General features: G+C 52.2%; 15 protein-coding genes. 8 read left to right on the plus strand and 7 right to left on the minus strand.

Translation table 11 applies throughout. The features are described from left to right. Positions 1–35: 35 nt before the first annotated feature. The 4 genes from Q31b_RS23110 to Q31b_RS23125 form a co-directional block, all read right to left on the minus strand. Complete coding sequence (locus Q31b_RS23110) at positions 36–1,844, minus strand: HlyD family efflux transporter periplasmic adaptor subunit (protein ID WP_390622347.1); 1,809 nt, start codon at positions 1,842–1,844, stop codon at positions 36–38. 282 nt (positions 1,845–2,126) lie between these two features. Beyond that, positions 2,127–3,557 carry a UTP--glucose-1-phosphate uridylyltransferase gene (locus tag Q31b_RS23115; protein ID WP_146602027.1) on the minus strand — a complete coding sequence of 477 codons (1,431 nt, stop codon included), beginning with the start codon at positions 3,555–3,557 and terminating at the stop codon, positions 2,127–2,129. A gap of 219 nt (positions 3,558–3,776) precedes the next feature. Then, on the minus strand, positions 3,777–4,238 hold the full coding sequence (gene fliW, locus Q31b_RS23120; protein WP_146602028.1) for a flagellar assembly protein FliW: 462 nt from the start codon (positions 4,236–4,238) through the stop codon (positions 3,777–3,779). An 82-nt stretch (positions 4,239–4,320) separates the two neighbouring features. Next, positions 4,321–6,267 (minus strand): flagellin N-terminal helical domain-containing protein, encoded by a 1,947-nt coding sequence (locus tag Q31b_RS23125; protein WP_231617784.1) that lies wholly within the window; start codon positions 6,265–6,267, stop codon positions 4,321–4,323. 160 nt (positions 6,268–6,427) lie between these two features. Between Q31b_RS23125 and Q31b_RS23130 the strand changes: the two genes are divergently transcribed. The 8 genes from Q31b_RS23130 to Q31b_RS23165 all read left to right on the plus strand — a co-directional run bounded on the left by Q31b_RS23130 (position 6,428) and on the right by Q31b_RS23165 (position 18,147). After that, positions 6,428–7,060 (plus strand): tellurite resistance TerB family protein, encoded by a 633-nt coding sequence (locus Q31b_RS23130; RefSeq protein WP_231617785.1) that lies wholly within the window; start codon positions 6,428–6,430, stop codon positions 7,058–7,060. A gap of 575 nt (positions 7,061–7,635) precedes the next feature. Next, on the plus strand, positions 7,636–9,108 hold the full coding sequence (locus Q31b_RS23135; RefSeq protein WP_146602030.1) for a cytochrome ubiquinol oxidase subunit I: 1,473 nt from the start codon (positions 7,636–7,638) through the stop codon (positions 9,106–9,108). Then, positions 9,105–10,133, plus strand: a complete 1,029-nt coding sequence (gene cydB / locus Q31b_RS23140) for a cytochrome d ubiquinol oxidase subunit II (RefSeq protein ID WP_146602031.1) — start codon at positions 9,105–9,107, stop codon at positions 10,131–10,133. The genes Q31b_RS23135 and cydB overlap by 4 nt, the downstream gene beginning before the upstream one ends. A gap of 2,249 nt (positions 10,134–12,382) precedes the next feature. Next, positions 12,383–13,510, plus strand: a complete 1,128-nt coding sequence (locus Q31b_RS23145; RefSeq protein WP_146602032.1) for an LOG family protein — start codon at positions 12,383–12,385, stop codon at positions 13,508–13,510. A gap of 49 nt (positions 13,511–13,559) precedes the next feature. Next, entirely contained in the window at positions 13,560–14,285 is a 726-nt protein-coding gene (locus tag Q31b_RS23150) for a methyltransferase domain-containing protein (RefSeq protein WP_146602033.1), read from the plus strand. Continuing rightward, positions 14,282–15,676, plus strand: coding sequence for an APC family permease (locus Q31b_RS23155; RefSeq protein WP_146602034.1), 1,395 nt, complete (start codon positions 14,282–14,284; stop codon positions 15,674–15,676). Before Q31b_RS23150 ends, Q31b_RS23155 begins: the two co-directional genes overlap by 4 nt. Positions 15,677–15,716: 40 nt before the next feature. Beyond that, entirely contained in the window at positions 15,717–16,625 is a 909-nt protein-coding gene (locus tag Q31b_RS23160; RefSeq protein ID WP_146602035.1) for a hypothetical protein, read from the plus strand. A 286-nt stretch (positions 16,626–16,911) separates the two neighbouring features. Then, a complete protein-coding gene (locus Q31b_RS23165; protein WP_146602036.1) occupies positions 16,912–18,147 on the plus strand; it encodes a hypothetical protein in 1,236 nt (411 codons plus the stop codon). 782 nt (positions 18,148–18,929) lie between these two features. Here Q31b_RS23165 and Q31b_RS23170 read toward each other — a convergent pair. The 3 genes from Q31b_RS23170 to Q31b_RS23180 are packed head-to-tail and all read right to left on the minus strand — an operon-like array spanning position 18,930 to position 22,255. Then, the gene (locus Q31b_RS23170) at positions 18,930–19,421 is read right to left on the minus strand and encodes a putative molybdenum carrier protein (RefSeq protein ID WP_146602037.1); all 492 of its coding nucleotides are present in this window, start codon (positions 19,419–19,421) and stop codon (positions 18,930–18,932) included. Positions 19,422–19,433: 12 nt separating this feature from the next. Continuing rightward, positions 19,434–20,228 (minus strand): RluA family pseudouridine synthase, encoded by a 795-nt coding sequence (locus tag Q31b_RS23175; protein WP_146602038.1) that lies wholly within the window; start codon positions 20,226–20,228, stop codon positions 19,434–19,436. Beyond that, positions 20,225–22,255, minus strand: coding sequence for an ATP-dependent DNA helicase (locus tag Q31b_RS23180; protein ID WP_146602141.1), 2,031 nt, complete (start codon positions 22,253–22,255; stop codon positions 20,225–20,227). The genes Q31b_RS23175 and Q31b_RS23180 overlap by 4 nt, the downstream gene beginning before the upstream one ends. Between the last annotated feature and the right edge of the window lie 189 nt (positions 22,256–22,444).

A 22,444-nucleotide genomic window follows, 5' to 3' on the forward strand; every position in this document is an offset into this window, starting at 1 on the left:
GAGTGATTCGCCTGTCAAACCGACGCTCGATGCACTCATGAACGCTCGCCTCCACCGCGACCGCCGGGGCCACCGCTTGCATTGCCCGTTCGTTTGCGAATCGCTTCGATCAATTCCGCTCGGCTGACGTTTCCATCGCCGTTGGTATCAGCTGCACTCATCGAATCGCGACGATTGGGATCATCGATTGCGTCGATCTCGGTTGTTGAGATCATTCCGTCGGAATCGGTGTCGTAAAGATCCATGCTAAGCCCAGCGATCGCGGCGGGGTTTGGCATCCCGCCGAGTGCCGCTCCGCTAGAACCGTCTGGGTTGCCATCCGAGCGAATTCGAGATTCCATCTTTTCCACCATCGATGGATCCGCGTTGGCAATGGACGCCTCCAAATCGGTCCGCAAGGAATTCTCTCCATCGCCCGTTTCATTTCGCATTCGCTCGGAAATGTCTCGCATGTCACTATTGTCGACTTGATCAAGTTCGGGCAGATCCAGCAACGACAAATGTGAACGCAGATTCAAGACGATCGATTCGTCTTCCTCAACGCCATCGGTAATACTAGCCATTGCATCATTGGTCGCGTCGACTTTGACCTTGCGAGTTTCAAATGTTTGTGGACCTTTTTGCACGAGAGAGTACATTTCGCCGCCGTGCTCGTACAATCCCTGAATGGGTATTTGGATCGCATCGTCAAGTTGTTCGACAAAGATTTGTGCCTCGGCAGTCATCCCGGTACGGATGTTGTCGGGCGGATCGATGATTTCAATCCAAACAGCGTATTCCTTGATCGAGGAGCTATACCAACTACCTGGTTCCGCGTATCGATTCACCTTAACGACCACACCGCGAAGTTCCATGCCGACAATGGCATCAATTGCAATGCGAGCCGGCATCCCTGGTTCAATCAGAGTAATCCGTGACTCGTTGACTTTACATTTGACTTGCATCCTTGTCGGGTCGGGCAATCGAATAATTGCTTGACGCTCACGTACCGTCGCGCCTGCTTCGACAACAAATTCGGAATCGCCACCCCGACGGCTGTAGCGGTTCGCATGGACGACGACTCCGTCGGCAGGTGCATAGATGACACAATTCGCGATCTGCTCTTGGACATCTAGCAATTCTTGACGTTCCTCTTCGAAGGAGCTTTGTTTGGCGGCAACGTCCGCCTTGGCTGCATTAATATCACTATCGAATTGGACTAACATTTTCTTGCGAGTCAATTCCTGTAACACGGTCAGTCTGCCCTTTGCAGATTCGAGCTGATTACTGGCGTTGGCAACGCTGTAGCGATCCGCGTCGAGCTGTAGCGATTTAACGAGTCCTTTGGCAACCAATCGTTCGCTACTTTCGAGCGCCAATTGAGCCTTGCGAAGCTCTTGCTCGGCGATGGCGATTTCGCTCTGAATCGCTTTCTCCTCGGTTTTGTACACCCCTTCAAGGTATTCCTGGCGAGCAATCGTTGCTTGTTCTAACAACGCATTGGCACTGGCTAACGCCGACTCCGCGGTGATCACTTGTATTCGATTGTCTTTGAGCGTCACCTCAAGTTGCGATGCATCAAGCTCGACCAATTTGTCGCCCTTGCTGACGCGAGTTCCTTCGTCGATCACCCACAAGATTGGTGTGCCGCTACCACCGCGAGCCTCGACTTCGCAAATGACTTCGATATTGCTACTGCTTTCGATCTCGCCTTGCTCAATCACGATATGATCAAACGGGCCGACGCATACCGTCGCTGTGATCAAGTCTTCCTGTTTGATTCCAGCGGCTCGATCGTCCAAGTAGGAGTAGCCGTACCATCCGGAGGCCGAAACAGCGGCCACGACCAGCAGAAGTACTAACAGGATTCGCCCAGTCCGAACGGGGCGTTGCCGCCGACGGGAGCGTCGACGCGTAACAACGACATCGGAGACCGACTGCTGCGGACGCTCAAAAAAATAATTCAAAAGAAGATTCATCGGATCGTAGGGCGAGAACGTTGCTGGGGTAGGTTCGTGGGGCGGGGAGGTTCGTAGACCACTCTATTGTAACCCGATGTCGAGCAAATGGACTAGGCGAACTCAGAAATTAGCAGGAAACCTGCCATCTGTCAGGGCGTGATTGCGGGATCGAGGCTGGGTTTCCTATCATTCCCTGTCGAAGTGACCTCTATCGAAGTAGCGATCTTCATCGACGTGCAAGTTTGCGGGAATCTTTTCACGCAATTGATCCGGCGTCAACGCAAATCGAGGATTGATTTCAACCATCACTCCTTCGGCGATCGTCGCCCCGGCAGCTTCGAGCCACTTGCGGCTCAGATCGACAATGGCTTTTTTAGCCAACATGGGCGTGTCATTCTCGGCTCCGTCCGCGTTCTTGACCGGCGCAAAACCCTCGCTGGGCAAGACTTCAACGACAAACGCGTTTTGGGCTTTCGGCAAGAGATCAAAAATGAACTTTTCGAATTTCACTGCATTCGGTTCGGTTGGTTCGACGCGTTCGCCCGCTTCGTTGACATAGGCCACCTTTTTATTCGCTCGGTGGAACGGCAATGCACTCGCTTCGTTGGCGACTCGGTCCAAAAACGCGACGTCAATGACATGAATTCCAATACTGCCAGCCCATAACTTCAGGTCGCCATTGTCGTCCGTAGCCTCTGCCGCTTCGACCGGCAAATCACTGTACTCAATGACTTGAACGACACCATCGGACTGAGCCAAGTTGCCCACCTTTTCCATCGCATAGCGTTTACGGATGGCCTGCGTCGTCAATTCACTGTTTGCCAATAAGTGATGTCCGATCAAGGTGGGGTCAGCCAGGTTCGCGAGCGGGTTGTCGACTTGTATGTAGGCCAACATTTTGACCCCTCGGTTGTGAGCGTCTTGGAGCGTCCCACTCCGCTTCAACGCTCGAACCGTGCCACCGTGCCCATCGGGACTGAGTGCCAGCGAGTCCTTCGAAGCCAGCAGCAGTTTGCCGGTTTTGGCATCGATCGCTGGCATGGTGCCTTGGCGGAAAATCCGCACGTTGTCTTGCTTGAGGCCCAGATAATCATTGGCTTCAAAGTACGCTCGAGTTTGTGCGTCCGTTGCATCACTGGTCATGATGTAAAACGGTATCGCTTTGCCGTACAAGGCCTCGATCGCCAACAAGCGATCTGCGAAGACTTGAAACAGCGTTCGGCCTGAAACCGGGCCGACCGGAAACATCCCCTTGGGTTGATCGAAGCCGAGACGCGTTCCCTGACCGCCAGCAACCAAAATCGCACCGACTTCACCCGCACGCAATGCCGCCTCGCCTCGCTCGAACGCCTGCTCGGTTGTCCACGCCGCGCCGCTTCCGTCGGCCCGTACAGCAGGCGGCGCGGTGGCGGCCGCGGCAATCGCAGCAAAATCAGGCTTTTCGTCTTTGTCAGCGATCAAATGGCTGATCAAGTCGAGATCGATCTCTTCGAGCTGTGAAGCCAAATGCTGCTTGCCCTGATCATCAAGCTGGTCCCAAAACCGCAACACCTGAGTTTGCGAATGCTCGGACAAACGTTTTTGGAGTATGTCAAACCTCGCAGCGGGGACGCTCATGAAATAATCCTGTCGATTGAGAGGGTGCCGATTATTACGTTTTCAATAAAATAACGCGGAAGCACTAAAATCGACACCCGTCGTGATGGGAAACCCAAACGCGACATTCCGATTCTGATACCCCCCCCAGCTCCGCTCGCCCCTCAATGTCGCCCTTGGGAACCGCTCGATACGAACGATTTCTTTACCGTTTCGTAAGACGGCTAATTCTTAATTCGGCTAAGCCGCTCGGCGTTGGACCACCAATGAACTCAGCGACGCTTGGGTTGATAACGGCATCGGTTGTTGAATCGGCCATTCGTTGTCTGCAATGACTTGGCAACCGAGCCGACGATCCAAGTTTAGCAACACAGGTGCTCGAAGGTTCGTGGTCAGCTTTTCCGAATGTCCCGAAAGGGTCGTCATCACGTAGAGTTCGCATCCAGTACGCAGTTGCAGGCTGCCGAGATCGCGGCGGCCGATATTGATTCGATAGTCTTCAAAGAAGGCTCGAGGGCTGATCAACGGTATAGCACGATTGCCTGCGGTAACGCTTTGCAGCCACGCCACGGTCGGCGTTTGTGAATCAGGGATTAATGCCCATTGTCGAAGCGATTCCATCCCGATCAGCCCCTGCGGAAACAGAAACAATTCGTCGCAGTGGAGGTTCAATTGTCCGAAGCGGTTCGTATCGATTTTCATGATTTTGTTTTCCCAAGCGAATACGGCGTTTTGCAGCCATTATCGATATCGTCGCTTTGCCGAGGTAAAATCGACAAAATCGCTACAGATAGTTCAAGATTGTCATCTGCGAAGTCTTTGCGATCAGCTGCATCGATGCCTCCATCGCCACTTGCCGCTGCTGCATCTCGCTAATCACGGTTGCCAAATCGGCATCGACCTCATTCGACAACTGCTCTTTCATTTGCACGATTTGAGTCTCGGTGGTCTCTTTCATGTCGAGCATATTCCGTGACCAAATCCCCACCTTGGCGCGAGCGTAGGTCGCTCGGTCTAAATCGTCATCAATTCGTTGTTGTAGTCGATCGATTTCACCAACGTCTCCATCCAAGACCGCCTTTTCAAGACGCAATAGCGTATCGATCGCACCGCCCGCCTCGAGCGGCATGTAGTCGGTCCCCGCGATTTGGTTGACGCTGCCGACGCTTTCACCCGAAGCCTCGTTCTGTCCCTCGGGAATCAATCCTAGTCGGTTTCCCGCATTGCTGGTTCCCAATTGACGGATCACCATCGGCTCGGTTCCCGGCGGTGCGTTTAGCTCGATGCCATTACCAAACTCGTTCAGCCCTACCAACACACGTGCGGAGTCTTGGTTTTGCGGATGATTTTGAATGAGTTCAATGACATCATCGACCGTTTTTGCCGACTCGAGGTCGAGTTCCAAGACGCGTCCATCTGGCCGGGTGATCGACAAATCGGGCGTATCGTTGTTAAGAATCACTCCTCGATCATGCCCCAATTCTTCAATCAGCGTTTGTCCGGTTGCCGACCGGATACCGAGAACGGTCGCAGCATTTCCACCATTTTCACCAATGGAATAGTCGACTCCGCTGCGCAGAGAATGCAACTCGATTCGTCCCTCCGTTTCATTAAGCGATGCATGGACGTCCGCTCCGCTGCGATTGATTGCAATCAATACGTCGCCCATCGTCTCCGCCTCGGACAAATCAACGTTGAACGATTGATTGCCTTGGCGAATGATAAGTCCGTCCGAGATGTCCTCATCGGCACCAAAGTTCAGGCTGGCGATTTTCGTGTTCGTCGTAACTCGTGGCATGAGTTTATCACCGATGATAGGCGGGGCTTCGGCACCGCCTTTATTTTCGATAGACAAGTCTTTCGCCATGCTGCCACCCGAGGCGTCTTCAATCGCTAGCGTGCCTGCCAACCCATCGGCATAGGCGACTTCGAACGTATCGTCGCCGATACGGACGTTCAGTTTCCGGCCGTCGATCTCGAGTGAGGATAAGACGTCGGCGACATCACCAATCGTCCCAGCGGTCCGCAAATCGACGGTCGTGTATTCACCCCCCCCTGAAATACGGATGATGCCCGCTGAGACCCCTCGACCTTCCTTCATATCACCCAAACGAGTTTCACGATCGAGCGCCGCATTGAGCGGGTCGCCCTCGAGAATCATCGAGAAGGCGCCGAGCGATTCCGACGCGGTAACGTTGATTGCAGCTGGTGTGCCGGCGCCAATTTCAGTCCTTCCAATTGCGTTGCGCCCGGTATAGACGACTTCGTTTCCGTCATAGACCAAAGCGTTGCCGGAATCGAGAATCCCGCCGAGAAGTTGCTGGTCGCGGAACATCGAATTACCCGCCGCAAATAGATTCTGGATCGTTTCGCTAATGGTCGTCGAAATCGCCACTCGCTCGTCGTCGGAGAGGACCGTTTGTGCACCTTCGACCGCCGCACCTCGAGCTTGAATCAGGGCTGTACTGATTTTTCCGAGGGCTGAATCGGCGGAATCGTACGAGCCGGTGACGGAATTGGCGTTGCGGACGAGCTGCTCGCCACGGTCAATGCCGCGGTTGAGGGCAACCGCCCGGTTGGCTGCGGCAGGGTCATCGGACAACCGCAATACCCGCCGGCCGGTCGATAATTGGTCATATTGCCGCTGAAGCGCCAACTGATCGGCGTTTAATTGCTGCAACAATCGCTGAGTCGATAAAGCGCTGTTTGTCCGCGTGGTCGAAACCGGCATGAGGGACATAATGCTTTCGATCTCCGCAGCAAAGGTTTACAGTCAACCAGAATACACAAAGGTTGTTATCGGAATAAAATAGGGACGTCCATCATGAAAAACGTTCTAATCCGACTCACCCTACCTTTTCGAAGCTTCAAACGGACGATCCTTTAAAACAATGATTTCGATGATCCTGATTGGCACGATGAACTTGACCCGCACACGCGATCGCGGCAGCTTCTATTGCCCGACGTGCCGCACGTCGAATTCGTACCGACTGCGTGCGCGACGCCCGTTTTTGACGCTCTACTTTATTCCGACGGTCCCCATCGGTGGTGCGGAAGAATTTGTTCAATGCGATGGATGCCGAAGCACTTGGGACATCACCGTTTTGGAGATGAACCGAAAACAGCATGAAGCAATTCTGGAAGGACAGTACAAAGAGGAGGTGACGAGAGCCTGTGTGTTGGTCGCTCTTGCAGACGACTACGTTTCGGAAACCGAGGTCGATGTGCTGCTCGATGTCTCCGAACGCTGGCTCGATTGGCCAATGGAACGCGAAGAACTCGGGCATCTCTGTTCGGTCGCTCGGGAAAACAAAATCAACGCGACCAACTACGTGCTAACGACCTCGCGACGGTGGAGCCAATCCCAAAAACGCCAAGCACTACAAGCGATGTTCCTCGTTGCATCCGCCGAAGGGGAAATGGGAGAAAAACAGATTCAAATTCTGAGCGAGCTGCGAACGCTACTCGAAATGACCGAAGCGGAATATGCCGAAGCGATCGAAGAAGCGATATCGCAGGCCTAAAGCAGATTTGCTAGTGTCTAGGCTCTGGCCGACCCTCCACACCTCTTGCCGATTCCCGAAATCGGCTATAGCCTCGTGCTTTGTCCCCGCATGATTTTCGGCTTGATTTTCGGCTTGGTTTTCGGCTTGGCAAAAGAGTGGCTGGGGCCTTTTCCCCCAGTAAGCTGCGGCTGGAAGCCACAGCCATGAAAGATTCTTACCTCAATTCTTCGTTGTGGCAAAGGAGTTCGTGGTTTGTCCGGATGATTCAGGTGATTCGTCGTCCTTTGAGCAATTCGTTCGAGCCAAAACGGCGAAGGAATCAATCCGGGGTAGCGGCCATTGCGTTGAAAAGAACGGTGCGAGCGTCAAACGACCAATGTTGCCGAACCGACGTCGTGATCGCTGATCGCTGAAGGGATCCCGGTGGAGGTTCGGTTTTGGGGAATGCGTCAATCGGCCACACTTTTCATTGTCCGAGTCCCCCTCTAGAGTGTCGAATTCGAGATTCCGAAAGCGAAGCGCGGCGATAGTCGCTCGGAGAGCAGAACGACACAGCCTTTAGCAGAGCGATCCAGCCTTACGAAAGAAATCCTATGGATGTTGAATTGCTGAGCCGGTTACAGTTTGCTGGCACGATCATGTTTCACTACCTGTTTCCACCGCTCTCGATCGGGCTTGGTCTCCAACTTTTTCTCTGTGAATTAGCGTTCAATTGGACCAAGAACCCGGTCTGGGAATCGGCGGCACGGTTTTGGACACGCGTGTTTGCCGTCAACTTTGCTCTGGGGGTCGCAACCGGAATTGTGATGGAATTCGAATTCGGTACGAATTGGGCTGCCTATTCGCGATTTGTCGGAGATGTGTTTGGGTCCGCCTTGGCAGCTGAAGGGATCTTTGCGTTCTTTCTCGAAAGTGGCTTCTTGGCAGTGTTGGTATTCGGTTGGGACCGGGTCGGACCTCGCTTTCACTTGTTCAGCACCGCGATGGTTTTCCTTGGATCGGTCTTTAGTGCGGTTTGGATCGTCGTCGCCAACAGTTGGCAACAAACCCCAGCGGGCTACGAAATTGTTTGGAACGAAATTCAAGGCAAGCAAGTGCCACGGGCGGAGGTCACCGATTTTTGGGCGATGGTTTTTAATCCGTCCTCGGTCGATCGTTTGACACATACTCTAATGGGCGCGTTTGTCCTCGGTGCGTTCTTCGTCGCGTCGGTTTCCGCATACTATCTACTCAAGAATCGGCATCGCGATTTTGCCAAAAAATGTTTGGCGATCTCACTGCCGTCGGCTTTGTTGTTCTCTTTCTTGTCCGCGATCACCGGGCATGATTCGGCGCAGAAGCTCGTGGAAACTCAGCCTGCGAAATTGGCGGCGATGGAGGCTCACTTCCACTCGAGTGACGAACCGACGGGATTGACTCTGTTCGGATGGCCCGACGCTCAGCAGGAGGAGATCTACTTTGACGTCAAAGTACCAAGGCTACTTAGCTTTATGGTTTACAACGACTTGGAAACTCCCGTGCCGGCACTGGACCAAATCCCGGCCGACGAGCGTCCGCCCGTTTGGATCCCGTTTCAGATGTTCCATTTGATGGTAGGGCTCGGTACCGCGATGTTGGCTTTAGCCGCTTTGGCCGTTTTCCTCCGTTACAAAGGATCACTGGAAAGTTGGCGTTGGGTGTTGTGGGGGCTCGTCTTTTCGCCGGTTGCCGCAATGGTGGCCAACCAAGCAGGTTGGATTACTGCCGAAGTCGGGCGGCAACCGTGGATCGTTTATCCATCGGTCCAAGGCGGCGTCGAGATGATGGGGCTTCGAACCAGTGATGGGTTGAGCGAATCGGTGGTCGCTAGCCAAGTGGTTAGTTCGATCATCATGTTTGGAATCATCTACTCGCTGTTGTTTGCGATTTGGATTTTCGTTCTCAATGCCAAGATCAAACATGGACCCGATTCGGTGGAGGAGATGCAGCGTTTGAAGGCAGAGCATCGTGACGAATCGATGCGAGAATCAATTGGCCACTCTGGACGAAGTTTCGGCGGTTCAATGATGGAGGATGCAGGCGAATGAGTTACGAATTATTGACATTGATTTGGTTCTTGTTGATTGGCGTTTTGTTGATCGGCTATACGATTTTGGATGGCTTCGATCTTGGCGTCGGAATCCTCCATCCGTTCGTTGCAAAGAGTGACATCGAGCGGCGGTTGGTCATCAATTCAATCGGCCCACTATGGGATGGTAACGAGGTTTGGTTGGTGACCTTCGGTGGTGCCTTGTTCGCCGCGTTTCCGAATGCGTACGCCACCGTGTTCAGCAGTTTCTATGAAGCGTTTCATTTGCTGTTAGCGTGTTTGATCGGGCGAGCGGTCTCGTTAGAGTTTCGCTCAAAAGTGCATTCGCCAAAATGGAAAACGTACTGGGATGTGAGTTTCTTTTTGTCTTCGCTGCTAGCGTCGGTGTTGTTAGGGGTCGCAGGCGGAAATGTTTTGGCAGGCATGAAATTGGGGCCTGACTTTCACTACAACGGATCGCTACTCGATCAACTGACTTGGTATCCCTTGTTGGTTGGTTTGTTGACGACGTCCTTGTTTGCACTGCATGGTGCAATCTACTTGTACATGAAAACCGAGGGTGATCTGCAGCGGCGCGTGGAAGCGAACATCCTAAAGCTTTTCTTCGTGTTTGCAGCCATGTACGTGATCGTCACCGTGGCAACGATTCTTCATGTGCCCCATGCGACCGACAATTTGAAGGACTATCCTTGGTTGTGGATCGTTCCGATTGCCAACGCACTGGCGGTGCTGAACATTCCACGGGCGATGCATCTCGGACGTCCTGGCTACGCGTTCTTTTCATCCGCGATGGTGATTCTGGCATTGGCATTGTTGTTCGCCGTGGCAATCTTTCCGAACTTTGTCATATCCAATATCGATCCGGCGTTTACGGTGACGCTCGAAAATGCTCGTAGCAGTCCTGCAACGTTGAAGAATATGTTAATTATTGCCGTGGTTGGTATACCGTGTGTGTTGAGCTACACGGTCGTGATTTACTGGATTTTCCGAGGGAAAGTGAAGTTGGACTCCGCAAGCTATTAGCTCCGGTTTTCGTCTGCAGAACAGGATTTTATCCTGTCCGCCAGCCAGGGCAGGTTGAAAACCTGCCCTACGTTTTCACTTGCGATCGGCGGAAGCGGTAGCGTGGTGTTTGGTGACCGATGTCGACTCCCCACAAAGGCATACGCACTGGCAACTTCTCGCTTCATACGGCTGGAAACCGAAGATCAAGTTTGACTCCCACGCAGCGTTCTGCATGAATGGGGAATCGCCACAAAAAACACGAAAATGCACGAAAAGAATTGGCGTCCGACGCGACACTTCAGGCGTTGGTCCTAGCTACCGGCAAGGGAAAACAAAACAAAAAATGATCTAAAGCACTACTCCAGTTTTTTGTGTCTTCTCGTGTTTTTCGTGGCCAATAGGGTCGACTGGTTCCATACACAATCCAGTTGCGCCAATCCAATTTCCATGAATGGGGAATCGCCACAAAAAACACGAAAATGCACAAAAAGAATTGGCGTCCGACGTGACACTTCAGACATTGGTCCTAGCTACCGGCAAGGGAAAACAAAACTAAAAATGATCTAAAACACTACTCCAGTTTTTTGTGTCTTTTCGTGTTTTTCGTGGCCAATAGGGTCGACTGGTGCCATACACAATCCAGTTGCGCCAATCCAATTTCCATGAATGGGGAATCGCCACAAAAAACACGAAAAGGCACGAAAAGAATTGGCGTCCGACGCGACACTTCAGACGTTGGTCCTAGCTACCGGCAAGGGAAAACAAAACTAACAATGATCTAAAGCACTACTCCAGTTTTTTGTGTCTTCTCGTGTTTTTCGTGGCCAATTGGGTCGACTGGTGCCATACACCATCCAGTTGCGCTAATCCAATTTCCATGAATGGGGAATCGCCACAAAAAACACGAAAAGGCACGAAAAGAATTGGCGTCCGACGCGACACTTCAGACGTTGGTCCTAGCTACCGGCAAGGGAAAACAAAACTAAAAATAAACTAAAACACTACTCCAGTTTTTTGTGTCTTCTCGTGTTTTTCGTGGCCAATAGGGTCGACTGGTGCCATACACAATCCAGTTGCGCTAATCCAATTTCCATGAATGGGGAATCGCCACAAAAAACACGAAAAGGCACGAAAAGAATTGGCGTCCGACGCGACACTTCAGACATTGGTCCTAGCTACCGGCAAGGGAAAGCAAAACTAAAAATGATCTAAAACACTACTCCAGTTTTTTGTGTCTTCTCGTGTTTTTCGTGGCCAATAGGGTCGACTGGTGCCACCCACCATCCAGTTGCGCTAATCCAATTTCCATGAATGGGGAATCGCCACAAAAAACACGGAAATGCACAAAAAGAATTGGCGTCCGACGCGACACTTCAGACATTGGTCCTAGCTACCGGCAAGGGAAAACAAAACTAAAAATGATCTAAAACACTACTCCAGTTTTTTGTGTCTTCTCGTGTTTTTCGTGGCCAATTGGGTCGACTGGTGCCATACACCATCCAGTTGCGCTAATCCAATTTCCATGAATGGGGAATCGCCACAAAAAACACGAAAATGCACAAAAGAATTGGCGTCCGACGCGACACTTTAGACATTGGTCCTAGCTACCGGCAAGGGAAAACAAAACTAACAATGATCTAAAGCACAACTCCAGTTTTTTGTGTCTTCTCGTGTTTTTCGTGGCCAATTGGGTCGACTGGTGCCATACACAATCCAGTTGCGATTTCGTCAACAAGCTGCAATCGTTTGGGGCAACGACGGCGGAAGCGGTGGCGTGGTGTGTTTGGTGACCGATGTCGTCTCCTCACAAAGGCACGAGCACTGGCAACTTCTCGCTTCATACGGCTGAAAACCGAAGATCAAGTTTGACCCCCGCGCAGCGTTCTTTTTGTTCCTCGATTTTATAGAAGTGGAACGGAGTGCCAAGAGATAGAGTTGGGCAGCTCCGATCGTTGAAGGATGCATCAACCTTTTTGTCTCTTCATTTTTTGGTCCTTCTTTTAACATTGTGTCCGCGCCACCTGCTTGATGAATTGAACCATTGCCCGCCTATGGCGCAAACAATGCAATATCACGCTGCAAACCGCGGCCCGCTGGGCACGCGGTTTAACGGGCTACTCGCTCCGTTTTCCTTTCGGGCACAGGTTTTCGGCCTCTCCGCCAATCAGGGCTGGTTGATGACGTGCCCTGCGTTATCACTGACGATAGACTATAGTAGAGCCCACGAATCGGCTCACTGAATTCATAACGGAAATCAAACGTAACTCATGGACAAAAAACAAACGGATCGCGAATCAAACGAGGAACTCGATAATGAAGCTCGGGAAAAGCTAGAAACACTGCCGAGCGAAGCGGTTGGCGAAGACGAGATCCAACGACCGCAACCTGCTGACGAACCGATCTCGCCGGTTGATTCGCAAGACCTTTTCCAAGTCATTCGCCATACGGTTGATCGGCTTGAAAAAGACAATACCGCTCGCGGAGACCTGAAAATCCTGTCGCGGACCCTGCGAGAACTTCGTTACGCGTTTACTGTATTTCGGCCCTACCGTCGACGGCGAAAAGTAACGATCTTTGGGTCCGCGCGAACGCAAGCGGAACATCCCGAGTATCAATCGGCTGTGGAACTGGGACGCCGGATGGCAGGACACGGATGGATGGTGATCACGGGCGCGGGCGGCGGCATCATGGAAGCGGGGCACCGTGGTGCAGGCCGCGAAGCATCGATGGGTTTAAATATCATGCTGCCATTCGAACAAAGTGCAAACCCCTATATCCAAGGGGACCCCAAGCTGGTAACGATGAAGTACTTCTTCACCCGCAAACTTATGTTTGTCAAAGAGTGTAGTGGTATTGTTTGTCTGCCGGGTGGCTTTGGAACGCTCGACGAAGCTCTCGAAACGTTGACGCTGATGCAAACTGGCAAGCAAATGATGATGCCGCTGGTGCTGCTTGATGCCCCCGACGGCGATTATTGGCGTGACCTTGGGACATTTATGGATAAACAACTGCTGAAAGCAGGTATGATTAGTCCCGAAGATGTTCGTCTTTACAAAATCACCAATTCGGTTGAGGAAGCGGTCGACGAGATACTGAACTTCTACTGTATTTATCATAGTATGCGGTACGTTCGCGACTCGTTGGTGTTTCGTTTGAAGGAAGAGCTAAGCGAAGGTAGGCTCGAACAAATTCGCGAGCAATTTTCGGATATACTGGTTGACGGTACTTACACTCAAACCAACGCGTTGCCTGAGGAGATCGGTGAACCCGACTTGGCTCACTTGCCGAGACTCGTTTTTCATTTCAATCGAAAGGCAATGGGGCGCCTGCGGATGTTGATCGATTTCTTGAATCAGTCGACTGCCGAGTGCCCTGAAGATGCGTGTGGGGCCTAACAGCCTCACCGATTCAACAAACCCTCCACAATAGGCGAGAAAAACACTCATGAAGCGAATCCAATCCATTCTATTTGTCACGCTTGCGATCGCGGGGTTCTCCTACCTCGGCGTTCCGGCATACGGCCAAGAGGTTCTCGATGCAGCCGCGCGCAGCGAAACCGAGTCCATCAACAAAACTTTTTTGGACCCCAACTTAGACGTCGAAGCGTACATCGATCGATTCGAAGTTGAAAGCCGCGAAGTCTATCATGCTCGCGACGAAATCATGCGACACTTGAATCTGAAACCGGGCGAGCGAGCGGTAGACGTCGGTGCGGGAACCGGGTTTTATTCATTGCTCATGTCCGAAGCGGTGGGAGACGACGGCTGGGTTTATGCCGTCGAGATTTCACCAAAGTTTGTCGAGCATTTAGCAAACATGTTCGATGAGCGTGAAAAGAAAAATATCACGACGGTGATGTGTGACAACGATTCGGTTTGTTTACCCCCCCGCTGCGTCGAGGTGGCATTGATATGTGACGTTTACCATCATTTCGAGTATCCTGAGCAAACGATGAAATCGATCTTCGATGCGATGACCGATGGCGGTCGTTTATTCGTCATCGATTTTGAACGAATCCCCGGGAAATCACGGAAATGGATTTTTGGCCACGTCCGAGCGGGTAAGCAAACGTTTATCGATGAGATTCAATCGGTTGGCTTCGAGTTGTTTGCGGAGAGAAAAATCACTGGGTTTAACGAGAACTATTTCTTGGAATTCCGGAAACCGTGAGTAATGACGAAACCGTGAGTAATGACGATGCAAAAGTAGCCGATGATTCGCCAATCGATTTGTTGTCGGCAACGACACTGGTTGCCGCCAGCATGATTGGTGCGGGCGTCTACACGACGAGCGGATTCACGCTAGCTGATCTCGGTTCGCCATGGTGGGTGATCGCGGCATGGACGGTAGGTGGTGTGATCGCTATCTGCGGCGCAATTTGTTATGGAGTACTGGCCCGCGAATTGACGCAGTCGGGTGGCGAGTACATGTTCCTTTCCCGGACGCTGCATCCAGCAGCCGGGTTGATGGCGGGATGGGTTTCGATCTTGGCGGGGTTCACCGGCGCCATTGCTTTTGCTGCGACGGCGTTGGAGACGTATCTGGGGGTTGGTTCGTTGCAAATGCCCAATCTGATTCCGGCTTCCGTTCAGACCCCTGGTGTGCTCGCATCGTCGGTGGTGATTTTGGCTGCCATGTTGCACACGTTTGGCGTCCGGCCGGGCGCCAGGATCCAGGATGCCGTGGTGATTTTGAAGTTCTTGTTGATTGCTGCATTCGTTGCGATCGCGTTATGGTCGCTTCAAAACGGCGCACTTCAAGAGAGCATTGCAGCGGCGTCGCAGCAAGATGCGGCAGACGCATCGGTCTCCGCGTTCGCGTTCGCTCTCAAGTTTTCGACGGCGCTCGTTTGGATCTCGCTTAGCTACAGCGGATTCAATGCGGCTGTCTACGTTGCCGGCGAAGTGAAGCATGCTCAACGCAACGTGCCACTTGCGTTGCTGTTTGGGACATTAGCCGTGACCGCATGTTATTTGGTTTTGAACGCCATTTTTGTCTTTGGTGCTCCAGCCGAAGCGGTCGCTGGAAAACCCGATGTCGCGACGGCCGCCGCCGAGGCGATCGGTGGACCTTCGTTTAAAGCATTCGTCAGGCTGATCATCGTGTTCGGATTGTTCACCTCCGTCTCAGCGTTAATCATGAGCGGCCCACGCGTGTACGCGAAGATGGCTGACGATGGAGTTTTACCAAAGTGGTTTCGCTTTTCGGGACGCCCTCCGGTCGTCGCCATTTGGGTACAAGCGATATTGGCGATTGTGGTCATTCACCTTTCCTCACTGAAGCAACTGCTAAGCTATTTGGGATTCACCCTTTCAGTCACTGCCGCTTTGACCGCCAGTTTATTGTTTTGGGTACGAGGGCGATCAGGCGAACGAATACGTGGATGGTTCTATCCAATCCCTCCGGTTATCTTCGTCGGTGGGACGTTATTGACTGCAACCTTATCCGCCATCGAATCTCCGAAGCAGGCAATTGCTGGACTTATCACGATCGGCTTCGGAGCACTCGTGTATCCTTTCTACAATAAGTCAAAAGGATCTTTCACAAGATCCACTATGTAGAACGCTTTGTTGAACGAAATGATTTATTGAAAGCAGAACGATGTCGATTCACTCTCGTCTCTTTCTATTGACAATGGGGTTGGTGTTGCTTTTAGGACCAGAGGTTTCGTCGGAGTCACCACATGGCGTCGCGTCTGAATCAACGAACGAAACGATCTATTTGAACGATCCTGAATTGACCGAAAGCAGCGGCCTAGCAGCATCCCTGCATACCCAAGGACACTTTTGGACCCACAATGATTCTGGCGACAAAGCGCGGTTGTTCGCGTTTGATGTTGTCGGGAACAAAACAGGAGGATGTGAAATACAGGGCGTGCAGGCAAACGATATCGAAGACATGTCGGTCTATCGCCTAGAAAATCAGTCTCGGCTTGTTGTCGCCGACACGGGAGACAATCTTGCAAAACGAACAAATGTTACCTTGTTCTTTTTTGACGAGCCCGACCCGACGAAACATACAACGATCCGCGATTTCGGAACCCTCGATGTCACCTATCCCGACGGTCCGCAAGATTGCGAAGCGATTGCGGTCGATGCACAACGAAACGGGGTTCTCCTGGTGACAAAATCCAAGCTTGGAATCGCCAACGTTTATTTCATCGATTTGAGTATCGCCCAGGCGGGGTTCCCATGGCAAAAAAAGGTGACAGCAACTTTTGTTTGCAATCTGTCAATACCGATGGTCACGGGAATCGATATCGACCCGAACAACGGGGATGCCTGGGTCGTCAACTACTTTCTAGGGTTCTGTTTTCCTAGCGTCAAGAATTCAAGCAAAAAACGAAAGCCATCCATTCAGAAACAGTTTGCTGCCATACCGACATCGCTTGAGTTATCGCAATTAAGGCAAGTCGAAGCGATTTGTGTTGACGGTGAAGGCCGTATTTGGATCACCAGCGAAGGATCACCGGCAGTGCTAAGCGAAGTGCAACGGGAACCGGCGAGGTAAGCTGTAGGTTTTTTTGGGGATAGGTCAGTGGAACGGGTTGTCTGCCCTACGGGCCTTTTTTTGGATGACCGGAAGGCTCAGGTAATTTCGTCTATGTTGGGCATCCATTTGATATTGCAACTCCGCGAGTTGGATTGCCGATGAAACGAGACAGAATGGCCTCCCCACCTGGGGTGTTTTAATCCCTCGCTAAGTTAGCGGCGCGAAATACTCTGAGATTTCGGGCGAATTGACAAAACGGTTTGTCAATTTAGGCGAAGGTCAAAAACGGAAAGGATTCCGAGAAATGTCCTGTATTAGAAATTACCAGCTCGCTATCCTCGCGGTTTTGATCTGCCCCGCTGCGGTGACGCAAGCTGAAACCACTGCGGTTGTTCCAACCGCTATCGCCCCAACGACGCCAACCATATGGCGGTTTATGGGCATCCCCCAAGGATTGCAAAAGATCCGAGATGTGACGACAAATCGTCGAGGTAACCATCCGGGATTGGAGCGAAAGCCACCGCTCAAAGCGATTGCCGATCCAGCCAACTTGGCTTCCGAAAACCCAGCCATCAAAGCGGCTGCGGAAATCAAGCAGGCCGAAGACATGAAGAAGCAAAAGATCAAGGCGATCAAATACCTCGCCTCGATCGGATGCGGTTGCTATGACAAAGATGGAAAGATTACCGAAGCGATTTTGGCTTCGACCGACGATTGCACTCCCGAAGTTCGCCTGGCAGCCGTCGAGGCAATCGGAGAAGCATCAAGCAACGGATGCTGCGGAAAGTGTGGATCGACTTCGTGCTGCAACGAAAAGATCACGAAGCGGCTCAGCGAAATGGCATATGAGCGTGATGACGACGGTTGTCCTATCGAGCCCAGCGCCGAGATACGCTGTGTTGCGAAACAGGTGCTTTGCAAATGCTGTCCCGGTGGACCGCCGACCGGCCCCATCGAAGAAGACTATGAAGTCGAAGTGGGAGTCATTCCCGCACCCACGGTTGCGGAGGAAGAAGAGCCGATCATCCAAGGCGAATCCGAGGACGACGATGCGGTTCGCGGTGAATCGACGGATGAAGATGCCAGCGAAGCCGTTGAAGATGCCAGCGAAGCAGTTGAAGAAGCCAGCGAAGCCGTTGGATCTTTGCAAGAAGCAACAACCGATGAAGCGATCAAACTGCTGGGCAACGATGTGACGGATCCTTCGGTCGATCAAGACCCGGTTCATGTCGAACTCAGGCAATCGTATGATGCCAAGCAAGCAGATGAATACTCGGCAATGCTGCTTCGTCATGCAATCCTGTCCGCACCCGTCAAAACGAAAGTTGGCGAAGTCAAAATGATTGGTGGCATGCCCGTTCAGCCCGTTTCGATTGCTGCTGTAGGAGTCGAAAACATGGCAGTTCAAAAGGTTACGTTCAAGAAGCCTGTAGAGCTGATTCATGACAACACGACACCACTGCTGCCGAGGCCGATATTGGATCCCATGCTTTCCTCAAGCGATGCTTCCTCTGCAAACGCATTGGTCGAGGAAAATTGAGCGACCAGGCCAAGTTGGTTTCATCAGTGATCAAACCCGTGAAGGGTTGCTTGGAAACGCTCGGACGGACCCTATCGCGTTGAGACGTCCGGCAACGGTTTACCATCATGACTTGTTCGGCGAATAGATGGCTGCCAATTTGATCCGCTACCGATTTGATGAAAGCTCGGCATCTGGTAACAGACGCCGAGCTTTTTTTGTTCGGCGAAAACTCGGTAAGGCTTTTTGGCTCTTCCGAAGAATTTGTGGGTGAAAAGGAAGTTACGGAAGTTTTTTTGGGGGCATGGCAGTCGCGATACCCATTGCCACTCTTGCTCGACTCCCTCGATGCCCCGGAGCAAGAAGCGAGGTAGATCGAACATCACTTCTCGACCGACGTCGCATTGTTTTCAGGCCGGAGGCCGACACATCTTTGCCGGTGGTGTAAGCCACCGAATCGAAGGCGTTTAGGTCGCCGCAAGGCCGGAGGCCGACACATCTACCGCTGGTGTGTCGCCCTCCGGACTAGTGGTTCGGTTGTCATGCACTGCCGGTGGCTCACGCAACCGGCAGCGGATGTTTCGGCCTCCGGCCTAGCTCTGCTGAGGAGCAACTTACTGAGGGACAACTTGCTGAGGGACAACGGGGTCAGGGAGGGAAGAATGTCTTGCTTGGCCTTGATAAAGCGGCATGTATTGCCGAGGTTTATTTTTGAACGTCAGGTAGCCGATCTTGCCCGAGCTTGGATTGGCGCCGAGATGGACGAAACTTTCGTCATGCTTTCGCGGCGGGGGATCGCTGCTTTAACTGCTATCGGCAAATACTTGCATTAGAAACTCGAACGCTCTCTGTTCGATTCCGGGTGCCGTGCTTTGACGTGGTCCGGCCACATTGAGCGTCGTCGGCTTCAAACTGGACAACCAGATCCGAACAACCGCGACGTCGTCGCGGTCGAGTCTGGCGAGCATGTATTCTTTACGCAGCCTTCGACAAATTCGCTCAGTCAACAAGGTGCCACCCGACAAACGTTTTTCATAGAGTATCAAGGTGGCGGTGCTATCGGTGACATTTAGCTCTGTTCGTACCGGGTATTCTCGTGAGGGTGTTTCGGTTAACTCATAACGACTTGGTACGGAACCGTCCTCGGCTAATCGTCCGGCTGGACACCAACCGCCATGTTCGATACCGAGAGCGATGGCGGCCTCGAGCCCTGCTCGATCGACGCCCGTTTGCCCACCCGAGACAATTTTCTCAGGGACAAACGTACTCGGTTTTTTTCTCGAACGTTTGGGCATGGGGAATAAGGTTCATGTTGTGATTTCGAACCGCGACGGTATGACAGCTTTCAATTCGTGCTGGGGCATGACCAGTTTACCAAAAGATCGCCATGCTTTGGGTGGTGACGTTTGCCAAGTCATTCTTTCACCTTTTGTTGGATGCATGAGACTCAATTGCCAACTGTGCAATGCAATGCCAGCCTCTAGTGAATTTCGTCCGCCATACTTTCGATCCGCCCAAATGGGAAAGCCGCGATCCGCGAATTGGACACGTATTTGGTGCTTTCGGCCTGTCATCAATTGAACGGCCAGCAACGTCGCATCGTCGCGCGTCTTCAAAATCGTGTAGCGAAGCACTGCGTTTTTTGCATTCTCTTTTTGTGGATGGCAAACCCGCATCCGCTTCGCCGCGTCATCTTTGTAAACAAAGCCATTGAACTCATTGACTTTCGCTTCCGTTGATTGGTATTCTGGCAAACAACCTTCCACCACCGCCAAATAGATTTTCGAAGCACGAGCGATTGGCTTACTCTTCTTTTTGGGCATCGCCCATGGGTCGATTGGCGGAGCGAATTGGGGTGTCAAACGCGATGCCGCTTTGCTGGTTTTTGCCATCACGATCACCCCGCTCGTCATGGCATCTAGGCGGCTGACGACCCCTAAGAACGCACGCCCCGGCTTGTTGTAGCGAGTCCTTAAGTACTCCGATGCAACCGAATGTAGCGAGTCGCCTGATTCGGCTCCCATCGTCGCGAGTCCCGATGGTTTATTGATCACCAATAGGTGATTGTCCTCGTAGAGGATTTCTAAGGGGGATGACGTCATTTTCCTCGTTTTGATTTTGGAATGGGTGAAACGAATTGGACCGGGACATCGGGTAGTGCTCGCAGGAACGCCCGTCCGTACGGTTTGCTTTCAATCCTGGGGTCTAAAACGACAACCATACCTTTGTCTTCTTGAGTGCGGATCAAACGGCCAAATCCTTGCCGAAATTTGATGATTGCTTCAGGCAATTGGTAATCGGCAAACGGATTTCCACCTCCGGCACGAATCGCTTCGAGTTTTGCTTCCAACAGGGGATGGTCGGGGACGGCGAAGGGCAACTTTGTAATTACCACGTTGGTCAATGCATCGCCTGGGACGTCGACGCCCTGCCAAAAACTGTCGGTGCCGAACAGAACTCCTTTGGGGTTACGACGGAATGCATCGAGTAGTTGCGTACGGTTTTGTTCGCCCGCTTGGCTGTAGAGTTGGAGCCCTTTCTTCGCTAGCCAAGGCGTCAAAGCGGTCGCGCAACGGCGCAGCAGATCGTAACTGGTGAACAACACAAACGCATGTCCTTCGCTGTACGCGACGACGCGTTTGATTTGCTCAGGAATCGCCTTTTCGAACAATTCTCGTTCTTTCGAAGGGTCAGGCAGATTGCGAACGACGACTAGCTTTGCTTGTTCTTGATAATCAAAAGGGCTGCCGACACGAACCGACATTCCGTCCGTTAAACCGACTCGGGACCGAAAAAACTCAAAACGATCGTCGTTACCCGTCGCCAAGGTTGCACTTGTCATCACCGCTGAGCGGATTTTGTCATTTTGAAACAGGGCTTCGCGAAGTGTTGCACCGACATCGACCGGAGACGCAGCCAGTGTGACTCGGTCGATTCCACGTCGTGATCCGGTCCGCTCAAGCCAATAGACGGAGTTGTCAAGTTCTTGCCCTAACCATTGCCTGAGGTTTCCTGATAACGCGTACAAACGCTCCGATGCGGATTCAAAATCTTTTTGGTCCGATTCATTTTTTTGGCCATCGGCCTGCTGTTGCAACGCCTTGGCCAGGATTTCCATCGGCTCGCTTAGCGGATTGCTGACGACATCTTTACGCATGACTCGGCCATTTCGACCGCCTGTATTTTCCCACCAATCAAGTAGGTCGGCGAACAAATTCGATGCGGCAAAGCGGCAGCGGTCGACTTGTTGCTGAAGCCCATGAAGGTTTTTCTCAACGAGCAAACCTTTTTGGTTCCGGTCGTTGTAGAGCTTGTTAAACAGATAGTCAAATTGGCCGCTTGAAAGTCGAATTCCGAGGTGATCGCCTGCAACGGCTTCGATGGTATGGCATTCGTCGAGGATGACAGCGTCGTAATCGGGCAGCACGGCAACGTCTTGTTGCCGAAGCGCCAAGTCGCTAAAAAACATCGCATGATTGACCACCATGATCTCGGCATTCATCGCTCGGCGGCGTGCTTTGAAGTAAAAGCAATCTTTGAAGTGGGGGCATTTGCGGCCCAAGCAATTTCCTGTATCACTTTTTACTTCGTCCCAAACCGCCGCATCAGGCTTGATCGGCAACGTCGATAGCGATCCATCGTTCGTCGATTTTGCCCATTTTGTGACCTCTCGCAACTGCGCGTATTGGATATCGCCCGCGAGCATCGAGGTCATTTTTGCGTTCGCTCGTTCCATTCGACGGATCGACAAATAGTTACTTCGGCCTTTGACGAGGACGGCAGAGAACTCGCGAGGAATGACGCTGTTAAGCAGCGGAATGTCTTTGCCGATCAGCTGTTCCTGCAAACTTATCGTATGGGTTGAGACTAGAATCCGAAGCTTTCGCGGCGGTTTTTTCTCGTTACTCGGGGGCTTTTTGGCCGTCGGGATCTCATGGAGCGGGACTTCATTCGATTCGATTTCGTTAAGCAACGCATCGGTGTCCGCGGAGGGAGAGTCTTTTCCTTGGTTTTTGGTGGCAAACAGGATCGCGGGGACCATATATGCAAAGCTTTTTCCGGTTCCTGTACCCGCTTCGGCAACGAGGTGCTGCTCGTTTTCGAGAGCCTTTTCGACCGCTTTGGCCATCGTCAACTGCTGAGGCCGAGGCTGAAACTTGGTCAGCCTTCGCGAAATGCTACCGCCAGCACCTAGAATTGAATCTGCGGTGATGTCGGGTTTCGCAGCTCCCGAAGGCTCTGGAGGCGGAAAATCTGATTTGGTCAAAGTTTTCTCGCAAGGTGAGAAAAGGAAGAGCACCGAGGATTCATGCGCTTG

Source organism: Novipirellula aureliae, from assembly GCF_007860185.1.
Lineage (GTDB): Bacteria > Planctomycetota > Planctomycetia > Pirellulales > Pirellulaceae > Novipirellula_A > Novipirellula_A aureliae.